The organism is Nakamurella sp. GG22 (genome assembly GCF_052976845.2).
Map to the genome: position 1 here is coordinate 49948 of NZ_JBRIIO020000003.1, position 17807 is coordinate 67754.

The 17807-nt window shown below is 68.4% G+C and carries 11 protein-coding genes; 5 read left to right on the top strand and 6 right to left on the bottom strand.

What is annotated here, in order from left to right:
- Nucleotides 1-74: 74 nt before the first annotated feature.
- Both ACVBEQ_RS04450 and ettA read right to left on the bottom strand, forming a co-directional pair.
- Nucleotides 75-4970 carry an NAD-glutamate dehydrogenase gene (locus ACVBEQ_RS04450; RefSeq protein ID WP_447152229.1) on the bottom strand — a complete coding sequence of 1632 codons (4896 nt, stop codon included), beginning with the start codon at nt 4968-4970 and terminating at the stop codon, nt 75-77.
- Nucleotides 4971-5165: 195 nt separating this feature from the next.
- Nucleotides 5166-6842: an energy-dependent translational throttle protein EttA gene (gene ettA / locus ACVBEQ_RS04455; RefSeq protein WP_447152230.1), complete on the bottom strand. Its 1677-nt coding sequence runs from the start codon at nt 6840-6842 to the stop codon at nt 5166-5168.
- 235 nt (nt 6843-7077) lie between these two features.
- Here ettA and ACVBEQ_RS04460 point away from each other — a divergent pair, with 235 nt between their 5' ends.
- A complete protein-coding gene (locus ACVBEQ_RS04460) occupies nt 7078-8574 on the top strand; it encodes a hypothetical protein (protein ID WP_447152231.1) in 1497 nt (498 codons plus the stop codon).
- A 49-nt stretch (nt 8575-8623) separates the two neighbouring features.
- On the opposite strand, the gene ACVBEQ_RS04465 is transcribed toward ACVBEQ_RS04460, so the two are convergent.
- Nucleotides 8624-9151, bottom strand: a complete 528-nt coding sequence (locus ACVBEQ_RS04465; protein ID WP_447152232.1) for a single-stranded DNA-binding protein — start codon at nt 9149-9151, stop codon at nt 8624-8626.
- 278 nt (nt 9152-9429) lie between these two features.
- Between ACVBEQ_RS04465 and ACVBEQ_RS04470 the strand changes: the two genes are divergently transcribed.
- Entirely contained in the window at nt 9430-10038 is a 609-nt protein-coding gene (locus ACVBEQ_RS04470) for a hypothetical protein (RefSeq protein ID WP_447152233.1), read from the top strand.
- 30 nt (nt 10039-10068) lie between these two features.
- Here ACVBEQ_RS04470 and ACVBEQ_RS04475 read toward each other — a convergent pair whose 3' ends face one another.
- The 3 genes from ACVBEQ_RS04475 to ACVBEQ_RS04485 form a co-directional block, all read right to left on the bottom strand.
- Entirely contained in the window at nt 10069-10617 is a 549-nt protein-coding gene (locus tag ACVBEQ_RS04475; protein ID WP_447152486.1) for a GNAT family N-acetyltransferase, read from the bottom strand.
- Nucleotides 10602-12737 carry a bifunctional copper resistance protein CopD/cytochrome c oxidase assembly protein gene (locus tag ACVBEQ_RS04480; protein WP_447152234.1) on the bottom strand — a complete coding sequence of 712 codons (2136 nt, stop codon included), beginning with the start codon at nt 12735-12737 and terminating at the stop codon, nt 10602-10604. The genes ACVBEQ_RS04475 and ACVBEQ_RS04480 overlap by 16 nt, the downstream gene beginning before the upstream one ends.
- Nucleotides 12738-12827: 90 nt before the next feature.
- Nucleotides 12828-13475 carry a GntR family transcriptional regulator gene (locus ACVBEQ_RS04485; protein ID WP_447152235.1) on the bottom strand — a complete coding sequence of 216 codons (648 nt, stop codon included), beginning with the start codon at nt 13473-13475 and terminating at the stop codon, nt 12828-12830.
- Between the two features lie 184 nt (nt 13476-13659).
- On the opposite strand from ACVBEQ_RS04485, the gene ACVBEQ_RS04490 reads away from it, so the two are divergent.
- The 3 genes from ACVBEQ_RS04490 (at nt 13660) to ACVBEQ_RS04500 (ending at nt 17807) form a co-directional block, all read left to right on the top strand.
- The gene (locus ACVBEQ_RS04490; RefSeq protein ID WP_447152236.1) at nt 13660-14802 is read left to right on the top strand and encodes a PrpF domain-containing protein; all 1143 of its coding nucleotides are present in this window, start codon (nt 13660-13662) and stop codon (nt 14800-14802) included.
- Between the two features lie 93 nt (nt 14803-14895).
- Entirely contained in the window at nt 14896-16050 is a 1155-nt protein-coding gene (locus ACVBEQ_RS04495) for an ABC transporter ATP-binding protein (RefSeq protein WP_447152237.1), read from the top strand.
- The gene (locus ACVBEQ_RS04500) at nt 16047-17807 is read left to right on the top strand and encodes an ABC transporter permease (RefSeq protein ID WP_447152238.1); all 1761 of its coding nucleotides are present in this window, start codon (nt 16047-16049) and stop codon (nt 17805-17807) included. The genes ACVBEQ_RS04495 and ACVBEQ_RS04500 overlap by 4 nt, the downstream gene beginning before the upstream one ends.

The following is a 17807-nucleotide window of genomic DNA, read 5'->3' on the forward strand; positions in this document are numbered from 1 at the left end:
ACCTGCAGTCTCCCCCAGGTCGGCGCCGCCGTCCGACCCGCCGACCGCCGGGCGGACCGTCGAGCGCGGAACCGTCAGCGGATCATCGAGCGGATCTCGCGGGCCGCCACCGACAGGGCCGCCAGGTCGCCGCCGGCGACCGACGCGATCTCCCCGAGCGTGCGCCGTGCTCGCGCCAACCGGGAGGAGTTCTCCTGCTCCCACTGTGCGATCTTGTGCTGCGCGTCCTGGTTCGGCGACGTCGTGGACAGCACGTCGGCGGTCAGCAGTCGCTGGGACCGGTACAGGTCGTCCCGCAGCGCCTGCCTGGCCAGCGCATGCCACCGATCTCCCCTGGCCAGCTCGGTCACCGCGGACAGCAACCGGTCGAAGTCCAGGTGCGCGGACAGCGCATACAGCAGCTCGGCACACTCGAAGAGGTCCCGGCCGGTGTCGGCGGCGACATCGACGGCGTCCAGCAGGCTGAACGTGTGCAGCGAGTAGGCAACGTTGGCGGCCAGCTCGGCCGGGGCGCCCATCCCGACCAGCTCGGCGGTCTCCTGTTCCACGCTGTCCCGATCGGCGCCGCAGACCAGCTGCGGCAACCGCGGCGTCAGCTCCGCGACCGGACGGGCATACCGGGCGATCTCCCCGACGACGTCCAGTGGTTGCGGCCGCCTGGTCAGCAACCATCTGGTCGCCCGGTCCAGCAGCCTGCGGGTCCGCAGGATCAGCGTGTCCTGCGTCTGCGCCGAGACCTTGTTGTCCAGGGCGCCCACCGCGGTCCACACCGAACGCAGGTCGAACACCTCGCTTGCGATGGTGTACGCCCGGATCGCGTCCTCCGGCGTTGCCGCCATCTCCTCTTCGAGTCGGAACGAGAAGGAGATCCCGGCCCGGTTCACCATCTCGTTGACCGTCTCGGTCGTGACGATCTCCCTGGCCAGCGGGTGCGCGGTGATCGCCTCCATCGCCCCGGGCGCACCGTCCCGCATGTTCTGCGGGAAGTATTCGGGCAGCCGCCGGGCGTAGGCGGGATCGTCCGGGAGTGAGCTGTCGAGCATGGCCGCCGCCAGCCCGGACTTGACGTACGCGAGCAGCACGCTCAGCTCAGGCCCGGCCAACCCCTCACCGGCCGCCAGCCGGTTGCTGATCTGGGTGTGGCTGGGCAGGAATTCCAGCGCACGGTCAAGCCGGCCGCTCTCCACCAGCGCGTCGATCAGCCGCGCATGCACCGACAACATCACCGGCGCGTGCAGCCTGGCCGCACCGAGAACCCTGTTCTGGCCGCGGTTGTCGGCCAGCACGAGGTCGGCGACCTCATCGGTCATCGAGCTCAGCAGGCTTAGCCGTCCGGGCTCGTCGAGTTGCCCACGCTCCATCCGGTACTGCAGGGCGATCTTGATGTTCACCTCGTGGTCGGAGGTGTCGACACCGGCGGAGTTGTCGATGGCATCGGTGTTGATCCGCCCGCCGTTGCGCGCGAACTCGATCCGGCCCAGTTGGGTGACGCCCAGGTTGCCGCCCTCGCCGACGACCTTGACCCGCAACTGCGCGCCGTCCACTCGCAGCCCGTCGTTCGCCTTGTCCCCGACGTCGGCGTTGGACTCGGACGCGGCCTTGATGTACGTCCCGATGCCGCCGTTCCACAGCAGATCGGCCGGCGCCAGCAGGATCGCCCGCATCAACTCCGTCGGCGACATGGCGGCGGCATCGTCCGGCAGATCGAGGACCTCGCGCATCTGCGGGCTGATCGGGATCGACTTCGCCGTCCGCGGGAACACCCCGCCACCCTCGGAGATCAGCGATTCGTCGTAGTCCGCCCACGAGGACCTCGGCAGCTCGAAGAGCCGCATCCGCTCGACGAACGATTCGGCCACATCGGGCGCCGGGTCGATGAAGATGTGGCGGTGGTCGAACGCGGCGATCAACCTGATGTGCTGGCTCAGCAGCATGCCGTTGCCGAACACGTCACCGGACATGTCGCCGACACCGACGACGCTGAAATCCTCCGTCTGGGTATTGATTCCGAGCTCTCGGAAGTGGTGCTTGACCGATTCCCACGCGCCGCGCGCGGTGATGCCCATGGCCTTGTGGTCGTAGCCGACACTGCCGCCGGAGGCGAAGGCGTCGTCGAGCCAGAACCCGTAGTCGTGGGCGACCCCGTTGGCGATGTCGGAGAAGGTCGCGGTGCCCTTGTCGGCCGCGACGACCAGATACGAGTCGTCGTGGTCGCGTCGCACCACCCGCTCCGGCGGCACGATCAGCCCGGAGTGCCGGTTGTCGGTCAGGTCGAGCAGGCCCGCGATGAACATCTTGTAGCAGGCGATGCCCTCGGCGAGCTGCTGCTCACGGTCCGCCTGCGGATCCCCGGTCGGTACCGGCGGCCGCTTCACGACGAAGCCACCCTTGGCGCCCACCGGGACGATGACGGCGTTCTTGACCTCCTGGGCCTTCACCAGGCCGAGGATCTCGGTGCGGAAGTCCTCCGGTCGGTCCGACCAGCGAAGCCCCCCGCGGGCAACGTCTCCGAACCGGAGGTGGACGCCCTCCAGGCGCGGCGAATACACCCAGATCTCATGGGCCGGAACGGGTTTCGGTACGCCCGGAACTCGGTGCGGGTCGAGCTTGAGGGACAGGAACGCGCGCCGGTTACCGTGCTCGTCCAACCGGTACTCGTTGGTCCGCGCCGTCGCCGTGATCAGGCTGAGCATGGTCCGCAGGATCCGGTCGGCATCCAGGCTGGTCACCTCGTCGAGGGCGGCGGTGATGCCGGTGACGAGCCGGTCGGCTTCCGCCGATCGCCCATCGGGGTCGTCGACGAACTGGTCGGGGTCGAACTGGACCGCGAACAGCCGCGCGAGGTCGGCGACCAGCGCCGGGTGCGAGCACAGAACCTGCTCGACATACCTCTGGGTGTAGGGGGTTCCGATCTGACGGAGGTAGTGCGCGTAGGCGCGCAGGGTCGCCACCTCGCGCCAGTTGAGACCCGCGGCGAGGACCAGCTGGTTGAACCCGTCGACCTCGCTGCGGCCGCCCCACGCGGCGATGAACGCCTCCGACAGCCGGCTGCGCAATTCGGGATCGTCGGCCCCGCGGGACACGTGGTCCTGCGGGAAGGTCAACCCGAAGTCGTAGATCCGCGCCGAGTTGCCGCCGGCCAGCCGGACCTCGAACGGGCGCTCGTCCAGCACGTCGGCGCCGAGCGTCTGCAGCACCGGTAGCGCCCGGGACAGGGTGACCGCCCCGCCGGTGACGTACAGCTTGAGCCGCCAGTCACCGACGGCGTCGGGCCCGCTCCTGGTCATCTTCAGCGCCAGGTCCTCCCGGCCGCCGAGCTGATCGATCAGCCGGAGATCGGCGACGGCGTCCTCGATCCGGTACGTCTCCTTGTAGCCCTCGTCGAACGCGTCGGCGTACCGGGACAGCGCACCGGCGGTGTCGAGATCCTCGTCCCCGCCGACGACCGCGGCCACCAGCCGGTCGTCCCAGGTACGGATCGTGCCGCGCAGCGCCTTGGTCAGGGCGGTGATGTCGGGCCGGACCGGATTGCCCGGATCGGTCCGGACGGTGAAATGAACGGCGGCGAGCAGTGAATCGCCGACCCGGGCGGTGTACCGGATGCCGGTGCCGTTGAACGCGTCGAGCAGGATCTGCTGCATCGCGAGCCGGCAGTCGGTGGTGTACCGGTCGCGCGGCAGGTACACCATCACCGACATGAAACGCCCGAAGGGGTCGGGCTGCAGGAACGCGCGCAGCCGCCGCCGGCTGGCGAGCTGCAACACGCTGCCGACCACCTCGACGACGAGATCGGTGTCGGCCCAGAACAATTCGGCCCGCGGGTAGGTCGCCAGCAGGTCCATCGCGCGCTGACCGGTGTAGGTGTCGGGCGCGGCACCGAGCGTGGACAGCACCGACTGGACGGTCAGCCGGAGCACCGGTGTGGTGGTGATCTCGGCGTTGAGCGCGCGGGGGGTCAGCACACCGAGGAAGCGGTGTTCACGGATCACGGCGCCGTCCGGTCCGAGCACCCTGGCGCGGACCTCGAACGGCGGGACGTCCCTGGTCAGCGCGGATCCGGCCGATGCCTGGGTGAGCAGCAGGTGGGTCGGTGTCTCGCCGGCCGCGGCTCCCGGCAGGTCGTCGAACGGACCGGAGGCGTCGTCACGCAGGATGCCGAGGCCGGAACCCGCGACCCGGGACAGCGAGCCATCCGCCGTTCCGGGTACGTGCTCGTAGCGGCAGTACCCGAGGAACGTCATGTTCCCGGAGATCAGCCAGTACAGGAAGTCGGCGGTCTCGGAGACCTCCTGCGCGGACCGCGGGGAGAAGGTGCCGCGCAGTTCGGCAGCGGCGGTGGCGGCGGCACCGGTGAGCGCGCCGCCGTCGCCGACGACCGCGCGGACGTCGGCCAGTGCCTGTCTCAGGCTGTCCTCGATGGTCTCGGCGCGTTCGGCGTCGGAGAGCCGGTCGATCAGCACGTGCATCCACGACTCGCGGAACGTGGATGCCGACTCGGCGGCCCGGCCGGACTCGCCGGCGACCTCCTGCAGCACTCCGTCGGGCCCGCGGCGGCTGATCAGGATCGGGTGCAGCACGCGGTGCACGGTGACGTTCTTGATGGTCAGCGCGCCGATGACGGAATCGACCAGCGATGGCATGTCGTCGGTGACGATGTTGATGACCGTCTTGGTGTCGGTCCATCCCTGGCTGCCCTCGGACGGCGAGGGTGCGGGGTTGAAGACGCGGATCCTGACCTCACCGGGTTGCCGCCGCTCCCCCACCCGCCAGTGCCCGTCGACGATCCCAAGCACGTCCTGCGCGCTCTTGGGCTGATCCTCCGGCGGCACGTGCCGGAAGTAGGCGTCGATCATCGAGGCACGGTCCGGCCGCATCGCGACGGCCCGTCCGACGGCGGATTCCGGATCGAACTCCGCAATCGGCTTCGGCCCCAGATCCGGCACCAGGCTGGGGGTCTGTGTCTGGGTCATCGGTCGATCCGGATCTTCATTGGCCCTCCACGTCCGGGCGCACGGCGCGCCCCAAATCGAGCGCGACGCTGCGCCCGGTCCGGAGCGAGCCTATGCCTTGCCGATCACGTCCACAGAAGGATCCGCGGTTCGGGCGATTGTTCCCACAACGAGGCAACCTTGGCCGTGTCCCGGGTGTCCGGGTCGTCCGGCGGCTCAGTCCCTGGTCAGCTTGCGATGCGTGACGCGGTGCGGCCGGGCGGCGTCGACACCGAGCCGGGCGACCTTGTTCTTCTCGTAGTCGGAGAAGTTGCCCTCGAAGAAGTACCACTGCGACTCGTCCTCGTCGGTGCCCTCCCACGACAGGATGTGGGTGCAGGTCCGGTCGAGGAACCAGCGATCGTGGGAGATCACCACGGCACAACCCGGGAACTGCTCGAGGGCTCCTTCGAGCGAGCCGAGGGTCTCGACGTCGAGGTCGTTGGTCGGCTCGTCGAGCAGGATCAGGTTGCCGCCCTCCTTCAGGGTCAGCGCCAGGTTGAGCCGGTTCCGTTCACCACCGGACAGCACGCCGGCCGGCTTCTGCTGGTCGGGGCCCTTGAACCCGAACGCGGAGACATATGCCCGCGATGGCATCTCGACGTGCCCGACCTTGATGTAATCGAGCCCGTCGGACACCACCTGCCAGACGTTCTTGGCCGGATCCAGGCCGGCCCGGTTCTGGTCCACATACGACAGCTTGACCGTTTCGCCGATCTTCACCGAGCCCGCGTCCGGCTCCTCCAAGCCGACGATGGTCTTGAACAGGGTCGTCTTGCCGACGCCGTTCGGGCCGATCACGCCGACGATGCCGTTGCGCGGCAGGGTGAACGACAGGTCGTCGATCAGGACCCGGTCGTCGAAGCCTTTCTTGAGGTCGTGCACCTCGACGACGATGGAGCCCAGGCGCGGTCCCGGCGGGATCTGGATCTCCTCGAAGTCGAGCTTGCGGGTGCGGTCCGCCTCGGCGGCCATCTCCTCGTAGCGGGCGAGCCTGGACTTGGACTTCGCCTGCCTGGCCTTCGCGCCGGAGCGCACCCAGGCCAGTTCCTCCCGCAGCCGCTTGGCGAGCTTGGCGTCCTTGCGGCCCTCGATGGACATCCGCTCGGCCTTCTTCTCCAGGTAAGTCGAGTAGTTGCCCTCGTACGGGATCAGCCGTCCGCGGTCCACCTCGGCGATCCACTGGGCGACGTTGTCCAGGAAGTACCGATCGTGGGTGACGGCGAGGACGGCGCCCGGGTAGGCCGCCAGGAACTGCTCGAGCCACTGCACGGATTCGGCGTCGAGGTGGTTGGTGGGCTCGTCGAGCAGCAGCAGGTCGGGGGCCGACAGCAGCAACTGGCACAGCGCCACCCGGCGCCGTTCGCCACCGGAGAGGATGTCCACCGGGGAGTCACCTGGCGGGCAGCGCAGGGCGTCCATCGCCTGATCGATCTTGGCTTCCAGATCCCAGGCACCGGCATGGTCAAGCTCCTCGGAGAGGGTGCCCATCTCTTCGAGCAACTCGTCGGTGTAGTTGGTCTCCATCTCGGCCAGCACCTGGTTGTACCGTTCGAGCTTGGCGTTGATGTCGCCGAACGCCAGCTGAACGTTCTCCAGCACGGTCTTGGTCTCGTCCAGCTTCGGTTCCTGCATCAGGAGGCCGACGGAGTAGCCGGGCGTGAGGAACGCCTCGCCGTTGCTCGGCGTGTCCAGCCCGGCCATGATCTTCAGGATCGTCGACTTGCCGGCGCCGTTGGGCCCGACGACGCCGATCTTCGCGCCGGGATAGAACGACATCGTCACGTCATCGAGGATGACCTTGTCGCCAACGGCCTTTCGGGCCTTCTTCATGGTGTAAACGAACTCAGGCAACTTCAGGTCCTCTCGAAAGCTGGTCCGGCTTGTGCGGGGCTGACCCCGCCTGGCCGTCTCGATCCGGGTTCCGCCACCCGACCGCGGGAGGCGGAAACGGCGGCGCGACGCCGTCCTACAGTCTGCCGGACTCGAAAGGGTGGTGGCGCCGCTTCACCGGGCGGGACGTTTGGGATCGCGCAGCGACTCGGGGCAGACTGGGGAAACAGTAAAGAAATAGTCAAGGGAGTCCCGGGTGGCGGTGCAGGAACGGCACGGCGTCTCGCCGTCCTCCGCACCGATGGGAAGCGGTCTGCCCGCGGGCAGGATGCCGCCGGTGCCGACGAGCGAGTTCGACGGCGCGGATGTGCGCGGTGCCCGTCGCAGGCGGCGGGCCGAACGGCGCACGCGATACCGCACCACCTGGTGGTTTCCCTTTCTGGTGCTGCTGATGGCGCTCTCCGGCTGCTGGACCCTGCTCAAGGCGGACCAGTTGCTGGCCGAGAAGCTGATCTGGCCGAGCCAGGGTGCCCAGTTCGTCGAGGTCGGCCCGGTTCCGGAGGATACGGCGGCGACCGGCGGCCGGGTGATGGTCGTGGTGGGCGGGCTGAACCGCAAGAGCGGCACCGGTGCCGCCGCGGCCCTGATGCCCGTTCTCACCGTCGGCCATACCCGGGTGTTCAGCCTCGTCTACGGCAGCGGCATCAACGACCAGGACCTGCTCGACAAGTTCGACGCGCTGATGTCCCGACTGCAACCGCGTGAGGTGAGCTTCTACGGCAGCAGCATGGGCGGCGACATCGCGCTGAACCTGGCGGCGCACACCCAGGAAGCCAGAGTCGGTTACCGGCAGGACCTGCTGACCTCGCTGACGGCGGCCGGTCGCCCGGGTGCCGGCGAGGCACCCGGCGGGGTCGCCGGCTCCGTCGCCGGCGACGGCGCCTCCCGGGCCGATACGCCGCTGGTCCAGCGCAACGAGGAGGTGGGGAGCCAAGCCGGGCGGTTCTCGTCAATCCTTGTGCTGCCCGATTCAGCTCTCCTTTCCGGAGCGGGGTCTGCGCTGATCGGCGCCGGCGGCGTTGCCGCGGCCGCTCTCGGTCCCATCGGCGTCGACGACAGCGGGATCAGCGGGAATGAAGCCCCGGCGGGCGCTGATCCTTTCGGGGCGGATCCGGTCGAGGACCAACCCGTACCGCCGCGACTCGGCGTGATCTACCTCGACTGCTCGCCACTCGGCGCCGACGACGTCCGGGACGCGAGCCGCACCCAGGCCGACGCCATCACCGCGTTGACCGAGGCCATCGGCACCGAGGGTGGTGTCGCCGTCAGGCTGACGGCAGAGGTGCTCGGTCAGCAGGCGCAATGGTCCACCGGACGGTTGCCCTTTCTCGATATCCGATGGACCGACCTGAAGTTCAAGATCAGGCAGGTGTGGCGGGACAAGATCGATGCACCGGGAATCTCGACCCAGCTCGTCAAGGACCAGTACGGCGTCATTCGCCGGATGGACATCGACGAGGTCGCGGACTCGCTGGGTCCCGGTGCGAGGATCGTGTATTTCCGGCCCGAAAACCCTGCCGACGATCACACCATCAGGGTCGACCGGGTGGAGTCCACCTTCCAGGCGCTTGCCGCCGACAAGGGACTCGACGTCCGGGTGGTGCCCATCCCCGACGGGCATCACGCCAGCGCGGAGAGCAACCCCGACACCTACCGCAGTGCGATCACCGCCGTGAACGGGGGCGGCACCTGACCGCACGCCGGCCCTCGGACACGATGATGCGAGGACGCGGACGGTCCGGTCAGCTGACGGTGGTCAGCGCCGGCTCCACGGCTTCAGGCTGCTCTCCCTCCCACCCGGCGCTGCCGTCCTCGTCGGCCGACTGCCAGTCCTCGGCGGCCCGCGGGGTGGTGTTCTCGCCGGACGGCCCCGAGTCCGGCGCGGCCGGCGCCGGTTCGGTCGTCGAATCGGCGAACGTCCTGGCGAACCGCGAGCCGATCCGCGCGACGTCCAGCCCGACGAAGTCGGCCTTGATGTCGGTGAAGTACTGCGTCACGCCGTTCTTCTCGAAGCTGCGATTGGTGATCTTGCCGATCACCACGACAGGGTCGCCCCGGCGAACGGTCGCCGCGACCGACGTGGCCAGGGCTCGCCAGCAGACCACGGTGAGCCAGCATTCGTCGCCGTCGACCCAGCTGTCGGACGCCTTGTCGAACCGGCGCTCGGTCGACACCACCCGGAAATTGACCCGGTCCCCCGTCGAGCCGAGCGAGATCTGCGGATTCGTCCCCGCTCTGCCCACGATCGTCACCGTCGCTGCGTTGATCATCTGGTTTCCCTTTCGCTGTCGCGCCGACCTTGTGGCAGGTCGCTGCGCCAGACGCTGTCAGGTTCCCCGGCCGACACCGCATGCAGCGGCCGGGATGTGTACGGACAAGGGGCATGGGCGCAAATAGCCGGGGTCAGTGAAAGCGCAGCGCGTGACCTCTTGCGCGGCCCGCACCATCGGACGAAGGTGACAGTCGGCGGGTAAACCACCGTCGGTGTGATGCCCGTCCGGCGGGACCGTCCGGTCGCCGCCGCCGCCTTCTCGAGGAGGTCGCGGACATGTTCATCCAGGTGATCCAGGGAAAGGTCGCAGACGCCGAGGGCCTGCGGACGGCGATGGACCGCTGGAAGCGGGATCTGCAGCCGGGAGCAACGGGATGGCTCGGCTCCACGGGTGGGATCACCGACGACGGCATGTTCGTGACGACCGTCAGGTTCGAGTCGGAGGAAGCGGCCAGGCGCAACAGCATGCGGCCGGAGCAGGGTGAGTGGTGGGCCGAGACCGAGAAGTGTTTCGACGGACCGGTCACCTTCTTCGACTGCCCGCAGGTGGACGTCTGGATGCAGGGCGGTTCGGACAGCGCAGGCTTCGTCCAGGTAATGGAGGGGCACACGTCCGACGCCGACCGGATGCGCCAGTTGATGCAGCGGTACACCGACGAGATGAAGCGGATGCGGCCGGAGATCATCGGCGCCACGATTGCCCTGCACGGCGACGGCGCCTTCGTCGAAACCGTGTATTTCACCTCCGAGGCGGAGGCGCGTGAGCACGAAACCATGCCCCCGCCCCCGGAAATGGCCGAGGCCATGCAGGCCGACCAGAACCTGATGGCCGACGTGATGTACATGGACCTGCACGAACCGTGGCTGGTCTCACCGGGTCGCTGATCGCCCGCGGGAACTGTAGAAACAGAACGTCTAGAGCCCTTCGAAGGGCGCCGCGTACCGGAACACACCGGTCGGCACCGACGACGCGTCCCGCAGCGGCAGCGCCTGAAAGTGCTCGGCCCACAAGGGATCCGGCGACACGATCCCGACCGTCGATGCAGCGACGAAGCCGAACCGGCCGTAGAACGCCGGCGAGCCGAGCAGCACCAGGACCGGTTCGCCGGCGTCGCGGGCCGCGTCGATCACCGCGCGCACCAGTGCGCTGCCCAGCCCACGGTGCTGGTGGTCCGGGTGCACCGACACCGGACCGAGCGCAACGATCGGCAGCGGCGGGGAGCTGTCCTCCTCGGATCGGATCGTTCCGTTGCTCGATGTCACCTGGGCGACCACGGTGGCGTCGAGTTCCGCGACCAGGCTCAGGTCGGGCCGGTAGGACGGATCCCGCCGCAGCTGGTCGTTCAGCTCGGCCTCGACCACCGGCAGTCCGTCCGCTTCTGCGGGGGCGAAGGCGGCGGTGATCACCTGCTGCACCGTCGAACGGTCAGCGGCTGTTTCGGGCCTGATCAGCGGAGGTCGAATCCGTCGTCACGGGTCGAGTGTGCGGTGGTGCCCGGTTGGGCGCCCGCGGGGCCTGAGACCGCGCGGTCCCGGACGGCCAGGCCGGCCAACATCCGGTTGTAGGCGTCGAGCTCCTCATCGGACTTGCGGTCGCCGGCCCGGTCGGATCGGCGGGCTTCCCGTTCGTCACTCCTGGCCCACTGCGAGAGCAGCGCGATCATCACGATGATCATCGGGATCTCGGTGGCGCCCCAGGCGATCGACCCGCCGAGCCTCTGGTCCGCCACCAGGTCGGCCACCCACGGCAGGCCCAGACCGTTGTAATAGTCGATGGCCATCGCCGTCCGCGAATTCATCAGGGCAAGTCCGAAGAACGCGTGGAACGGCAGCGCGCCGAGCAGCATCGCCAGCTTGATCATCGGCTGTACCTGGCGCGGCGAGGGGTCGACTCCGATGATCACCCAGTAGTAGAGGTAGCCGACCAGCAGGAAATGCAGGTTCATGACCAGGTGGCCGAGATGCGAGGCGATCATGATCTCGAACAGCGGGGTGAAATACAGCGCGTAGAAGGAGATCACGAAGAGCGGGAAGACGAACAGCGGGTGCGTGACGAATCGGGCGAACCTGCTGTGCAGCGCGCTGACGATGGCCTCCCGAAGGCCCGGCACGTCGCCCCGACCGGCGGACGGCAGCACCCGGAGTGCCAGCGTGACGGGGCCGCCCAGCACCAACAGGATCGGCGCGATCATGCCCAGCAGCATGTGCGCCATCATGTGGATCGAGAACTGCGCCTCCGCATACCGACCGAGGCCCGATGACGTGGCCAGCACGACCATCGAGCAGCCGAGCAACCAGGCGACGGTCCGGCCGGCGGGCCAGACGATGCTCCGCTTGGCGAGCCGGCGTACCCCGACCAGGTAGAGCACGGCCGCCGCGACGAAGGCGATGCCGAGCAGCCAGTCGACCCGCCAGTCCAGCAGAAGCCGGAGGAACGTGGGCTCGGCCGCGATGTCGTAGCCGAGCACCCGCTCGACGTCGGAGGGCGCCGCCCCGGACGGGGGCGGTGTAGCGCTTCGGGACAGGGCGGATGCCACGCCGATCGTGGCGGCCATGATCGCCACCTCGACCGCGGCGAGCCTGACCATCGGTCCGCGGCCGCGTCCAGTCGCGATCAACGGCAGGGTTCGCTTCCGATGCAGGTAGCCGAGCACGCCGAGGGTGATCAGCAGCGCTGCCTTGACCAGCACGAGACGGCCGTACTCCGTCCGCCACAGGTCAGGGAGATACGTGATCCGGACCCAGGCGTTACCGAACCCGGAAACCGCGACGGCGACGAACGCCCACAGCGCGATCGTCGAGTAGCGGTGCGCGATGACGTCCAGGTGCGCGACGTTCTGCCGGACCAGTCCCAGCAGGGCGACCAGGCCACCCACCCACAGGCTGATACCGACCAGATGGAAGACCATCGTGTCGACGGCGACGTCGTGATCGCCCGACTGCACCGAGTGCCCGGTGTTGGCCTGCGCGATCACCGCCACCAAGGCGAGGCCCAGCAGCACGGCGGCCCACCCGGGATGCAGCACGACGCGCGCGATCACCGCAATCAACGCAGCGGCGATCGCCGCGATGAGAGCAGCGCGCACGCTGTCCAACACGGTGATGCCACTGATCACCCAGTCCGCGGAGATCGACTCGTCGATCGGCCGGCCGAGGGTGTCCGACAAGGTCAGCGGAATCAGCGCGAGGCCCGACGCGCACCACACGGCGGCGGACAGCGAGGCGGCCTTGATCGCCCGGTAACCGCCGACGTCGAAGATCCCGGACCGCTGCGGCGGTGCGAGCCACGCCGCTGCGAGCAACCAGCCGACCGTCAGCGCCGCCGTCAGATCGAAGATCGCCTTGACGGCGGGCAGTGCGACTTCGGTGACCGAACCGGCCCTGGGCAGGATCGCGATCTCGGTCCGCGGCGGCACGATCGCCGCGAGTCCGGCGGCCAGACAACCCGCGATGACGGCGGCGGCAACGACGAAGACGGTCACGGTCCACGGGTCACGCCGGGTGGCACCGGCGGGCGGTGCGGACAACCCGGTGCCGGCGGCGCCGAGGGCGTCGCCGGCGTCGGTCGACGTCACATCAGGCACCGTTTCACGATACTGCGCGCCCACGAGCGGCCCACGTCACAAAGCTGCGACGCCGGGCACCGAAGTGGCCGCCGGACCCGCCCACTGAGGTCAGGCGCCGCGATCGAACCGCCGGTCATCCAGGGCGCCGGCGTAGAGCTGGAGCCGAATCTCACGTGCCTGCGTCATGTGCTCCGTGGCGATCTCGGCGGCATCATCGGCGCGGTGTTCGGTGATCGCCTGCAGGAGTTCGCCGTGCTCTTTCAGGATGCTGTCCCAGCGTCCTGGGAATTTCAGCGTGGTTTGCGGGTGCAGGTGCGCGATCAACCGGTCGATGACCTCGACAAGGGTGCCGTTGTGACTGGCCGCCCAGAGCGCCTCGTGGAACAGCCGGTTGAGGCGTACCCGTTCCTCCTCCTGATCAGGTCCGGACGCCATCATCTGCTCGTGGATCGCCCGTAGCCGGTTGATGTCCAGGCTGGTCGCCCGTTCCGCCGCGGTGCGAGCTGCCTGTGCTTCCAACAGGATTCGCAGTTCGTAGATCTCCAGGATCTGTTCGGGACTCCGCTCGACCACCCTGGTGCCCCTGCTGGTGCGTTCCACCAAGCCGTCCTGCTCGAGTCGCCGCAGAGCCTCGCGGATCGGGGTCCGGCTGACCCCGAGGCGAGCAGCAAGGCTGGTCTCGACCAGCATCGTGTCCGGGCCGAATTCGTCACCGAGGATCAGCGCACGGAGCTGGTCGTACACCGGAACGCTCATCGATAGTCCCTTCTCCCGGACGACGCCGTCGACAGCCGACGGGCACGTCCGCAGTCAGTATCCACCTGTCGGTTGTCGCATGCCGTGCAAGACATCAATGTTATCTGGGACACACCTGTTGACTCCTGAATCCCAGTGTATACAGTAGTACCCACACACATACCGATGGATGTAGCGAGGGCTGATGAGCGACATTGAAGTGGGTTCCGCGGAGTTGGCGGTGCCGGCGTCCTGGGTGCGGGGAGGGACCAGCAAGTGCTGGATCTTTCGGGCGTCCGACGTCGACGCACTCCCGGTAACCCGTGACGAGTTTCTTCTCCGCGCGTTCGGTAGCCCCGACCTGCGCCAGATCGACGGGATCGGCGGTGCGACGTCGACGACCAGCAAGGCGATCATCGTCGAGACCCGTGGTCCGGGTGATCCGCGCGACCTGGTCAGGTACTCGTTCGCACAGGTCAGCGTCGATCACCCGCGGGTGGAGTGGCTGAGCAACTGCGGCAACTGCGCGACAGCGCTGGCGCTCTACGTCGTCCAGCACGAACTCGTCGGGCTCGGCGACGACGTCACCGAGTTCTCCATGGTCAACACCACCACCGGACTCGTGCTGCGGGCCACCGTTCCCACGCCCGATGGGACCGCCCCGTCCCAGGGCGGGCAACTGGTTCGCGGCGTGCCCTTCCCGGGGGTGCCGGTCGACCTGGGCTTCACGGAGCAGACCTGGTCCACCCACGGAACCCTGCTGCCCACCGGCAACCCGGTCGATCGGCTGACCGTCGCCGGGGCGGACTACCCGGCCACCCTGATCGACGCCGGCGCACCCGTTGCGGTGATCCGCGCCGAGGCGATCGGCCTGACCGGCACCGACGACGCCGACGCTGTCGCCGAGAAGATGCCGTTCTTCGCCGAACTGCGGCGCAGCGCAGCCCGCGCCATGGGGCTCCCGGACAACGACCAGTCGGTACCCAAGGTCGGGATCGTGTCCGGTGGCCGGGACGACGAGGTCGAGCTGAATGCCCGGATGATCTCGATGAGCGCCCCGCACCCGGCGATCGGGCTCACCAGCGCGGTCGCGTTGGCCGCCGCCGCCACGATCTCCGGCAGCCTTGTCCACGACCTGGCCCCGGCCCGGCCGTCGTACCGGATCGGCACCCTCAGCGGACCGATCACGGTCGCGATCACCGACGACACCGCCGGCCGGTCCGCAGCGTTCCGCCGCAACTCCCGCCGCATCGTCGATGCCCTGGTCTACATCCCCGCCACCACGACCTCGACGGACATTGCCGACAGCAAGCCCACCGCCCGCCGCGCCGCGACCACCGTCGCCTGACCGTTCCGCCGCCGTACCGCCGTACCGCAGTACCCCTATCCCCGCACCAGCCGAGCCGTCACGATGGAGACGTCGTGTCGGAGAGGAAGACCAATGAAGATCACCCTCGAGAACCTGAGCCTGCAGTACAGCGGCAACACGGTCGTCAAAGAGCTGGACCTGGAGATCGCCGACGGCGAATCGCTGGTCCTGCTGGGCCAGTCAGGTTGTGGCAAGACCAGCACGATGCGGTGCATCGCCGGGCTCGAGCAGCCCAGCGGCGGCCGGATCACCATCGGCGACACCGTTGTGCACGACTCCGAGCGGCAGGTCAGCGTGGCCCCGTACAAGCGCAACGTCGGGATGGTCTTCCAGTCCTACGCCGTGTGGCCGCACCGGACCGTCGCCGAGAACGTCGGGTTCTCGCTCAAGATGAAGAAGGTTCCGAAGGACGAGGCCATCAAGCGGGTCCGCAAGGCCCTCGCCGTCGTGGGCCTGTCGGACTTCGAAAGCCGTGGTGCCAGCCAGCTTTCCGGTGGCCAGATGCAGCGGGTCGCGCTGGCCCGGAGCCTGGTCATGCAGCCCAGCGTGCTGCTGCTCGATGAGCCGCTGTCCAACCTCGACGCCCGGCTGCGGGAGCGGCTGCGGATCGAACTGCGTGAGATCCAGCTCGACCTGAACCTGACCACCGTGTACGTCACCCACGACCAGATCGAGGCCTTCGCCCTGGCCGACCGGATCGCCCTGATGCAGCACGGCCGGATCGTGCAGATCGGCACCCCCCAGGAGATCTACGCCGCGCCGTCGACCAAGTCGATCGCCGACTTCCTCGGGGTGGGCAACATCTTCGCCTGCACCGTCACCAAGGACGGTAACCAGCACATCGCCACCCTCGCCGACTACCCGGTCTCCTTGCCGGTCGCCGAGGTTCCCACCGGGACCGGTCCGACCAGCCTGTGCCTGCGGGCCGAGGACCTGCTGGTGTCCAAGGCGGGTGCCGGCGACCCGACGGGTCCCGGAATCTGGCGCGGTCACATCGACGTCGCCAGCTTCCAGGGCGCCACCGTGCGCTACCGGATCACCCTGGAGCAGGGACCGGTGGTGGAGGCCATCGCCATGCCGCAGGCCGGCGACTGGCTCAGCACCGGCGATACCGCGACCGTGCGGGTGTCGCCCAATGCCGCGCAGGTCCTCAAGGACGACACCGCGTCTCCTGTCCTGGCGTCCCCCTCGGCGGCAACGGCGGCGGCAACGGCGGTGGCAGCATGACCGCGACCATCACCCGACCGCCGTCCGCGCCGACGCCACCGGTCCAGCCGAAACACACCTCGGCCGCCGCCCGCACCGCCAAGAAAGTCCTCCCCTCCGGACTGCAGCTGATCATCCTGGCGGTGCTCGTCCTCTTCCCGGTCGGGTTCGTCCTGCTGGCCGCCTTCACCGACACCAGTCCCGGACCCGGCTCGCTCGGCGAGGCCGCCTTCACCGTCGCCAACTTCAAGGTCCTGTTCACCTCCAGCGCCCTGTCCGCAATGCTCAACTCCGCACTGGTCGGGCTCGGCTCCTCCATCGTGGCGCTCGTCATCGGCTCCGGGATGGCCTTCCTCGCCGCCCGCACCAATGTCCCCGGCCGCAAGCTGATCTACTTCTTCGGTATCGCCCCGCTGTTCCTGCCCGCCCTCGTCGGCGCACTGGCCTGGGCGCAGCTGGGTAGCCCGGCATCCGGCTTCATCAACGTCGTCGCCCGCGCCATCGGGGTACCCGACCTGATCAACATCTACAGCTTCGGTGGGCTGATCTTCGTCCTCGGCCTGTACTACGCCCCGTACACGTTCCTGATGGTCCACTCGGCGCTGTCCCTGATGAATCCCGACCTGGAGGACGCGGCCAGCCTGCACGGAGCCCCGTTGACGAAGATGCTGCGCACCATCACCTTTCCGTTGGTCATGCCGGCGATCGTCGGATCCGGGATCCTGGTCTTCGCACTGACCGTCGAGAACTTCCCGGTTGCCCAGGTGATCGGTGTGCCCGGTCAGATCGACACCCTGCCGACCCTGATCTACCGGCTGATGAACGCCTCCCCTTCCCGGCAGAACGCCGCTGCCGCCATTGCCGTCGTGCTCACCGCGTTGCTGATGGTGGTGGTGTTCGTGCAACAGCGCACGGTCGCGAAGAAGCAGTACACGACCGTCAGCGGCAAGGGTGTCCGCGCCCGCCGGGTCCCGCTGCGCAACTGGCGCTGGCCCGCCGCGATCGTCGCGTGGGTGTACTTCCTGCTCGCCGTGGTGCTGCCGATCGGGGCGCTGCTGATCTCCGCTCTGCAGACCAGTCCCTACCTGGGTCAGCTGTCCCAGCTGTTCGAACCCGGCGCTCTGTCGTTCTACTCGATGGGTCAGACCCTGCAGGACCCGGAGTTCTGGCACGTCCTGCAGAACAGCGTCATCGTCGGGCTCGGTACCGCATTCATCGGTACCGCACTGTGTTTCGCGTTGTCGTACACCAGGTATCGCACCAACGCCTGGGGCCGCAAGTGGCTGGAGTACATCGCGATGCTGCCGCTGGCCATCCCTGCCATCGTGCTCGGTCTCGGCCTGCTGTGGACCTGGCTGACGTTGCCGATCCCGGTGTACGGCACCTTGATCGTGCTGGTCATCGCCTGTATCGCGGTGTTCATTCCGCAGGGGTACCGCGGGGTGTCCTCGTCCATCGTGCAGCTGGACAAGGACCTCGAGGACAGCGCCATCATGCTCGGCGCCCGCCGCCCGAAGGCGATCTCGTTCGTCACCGTGCCGCTGCTCCGGGTCGGCCTGTCGTCCACCTTCCTGTTGCTGCTGATGCTCGGCATGCGGGAACTGACCGCCGTGCTGTTCCTGTTCACGTCCGATACCCGCCTGCTGTCCATCGCGATCTTCGACGCGTACGACAACGGGTCCTTCCAGCAGGCCGCCGAACTGAGCCTGCTCTACATCGTGGTCATCGGAATCCTCGCAGTTCTCGCCCGCCGCTTCGGCGCCAAGGATGTGGCCTGA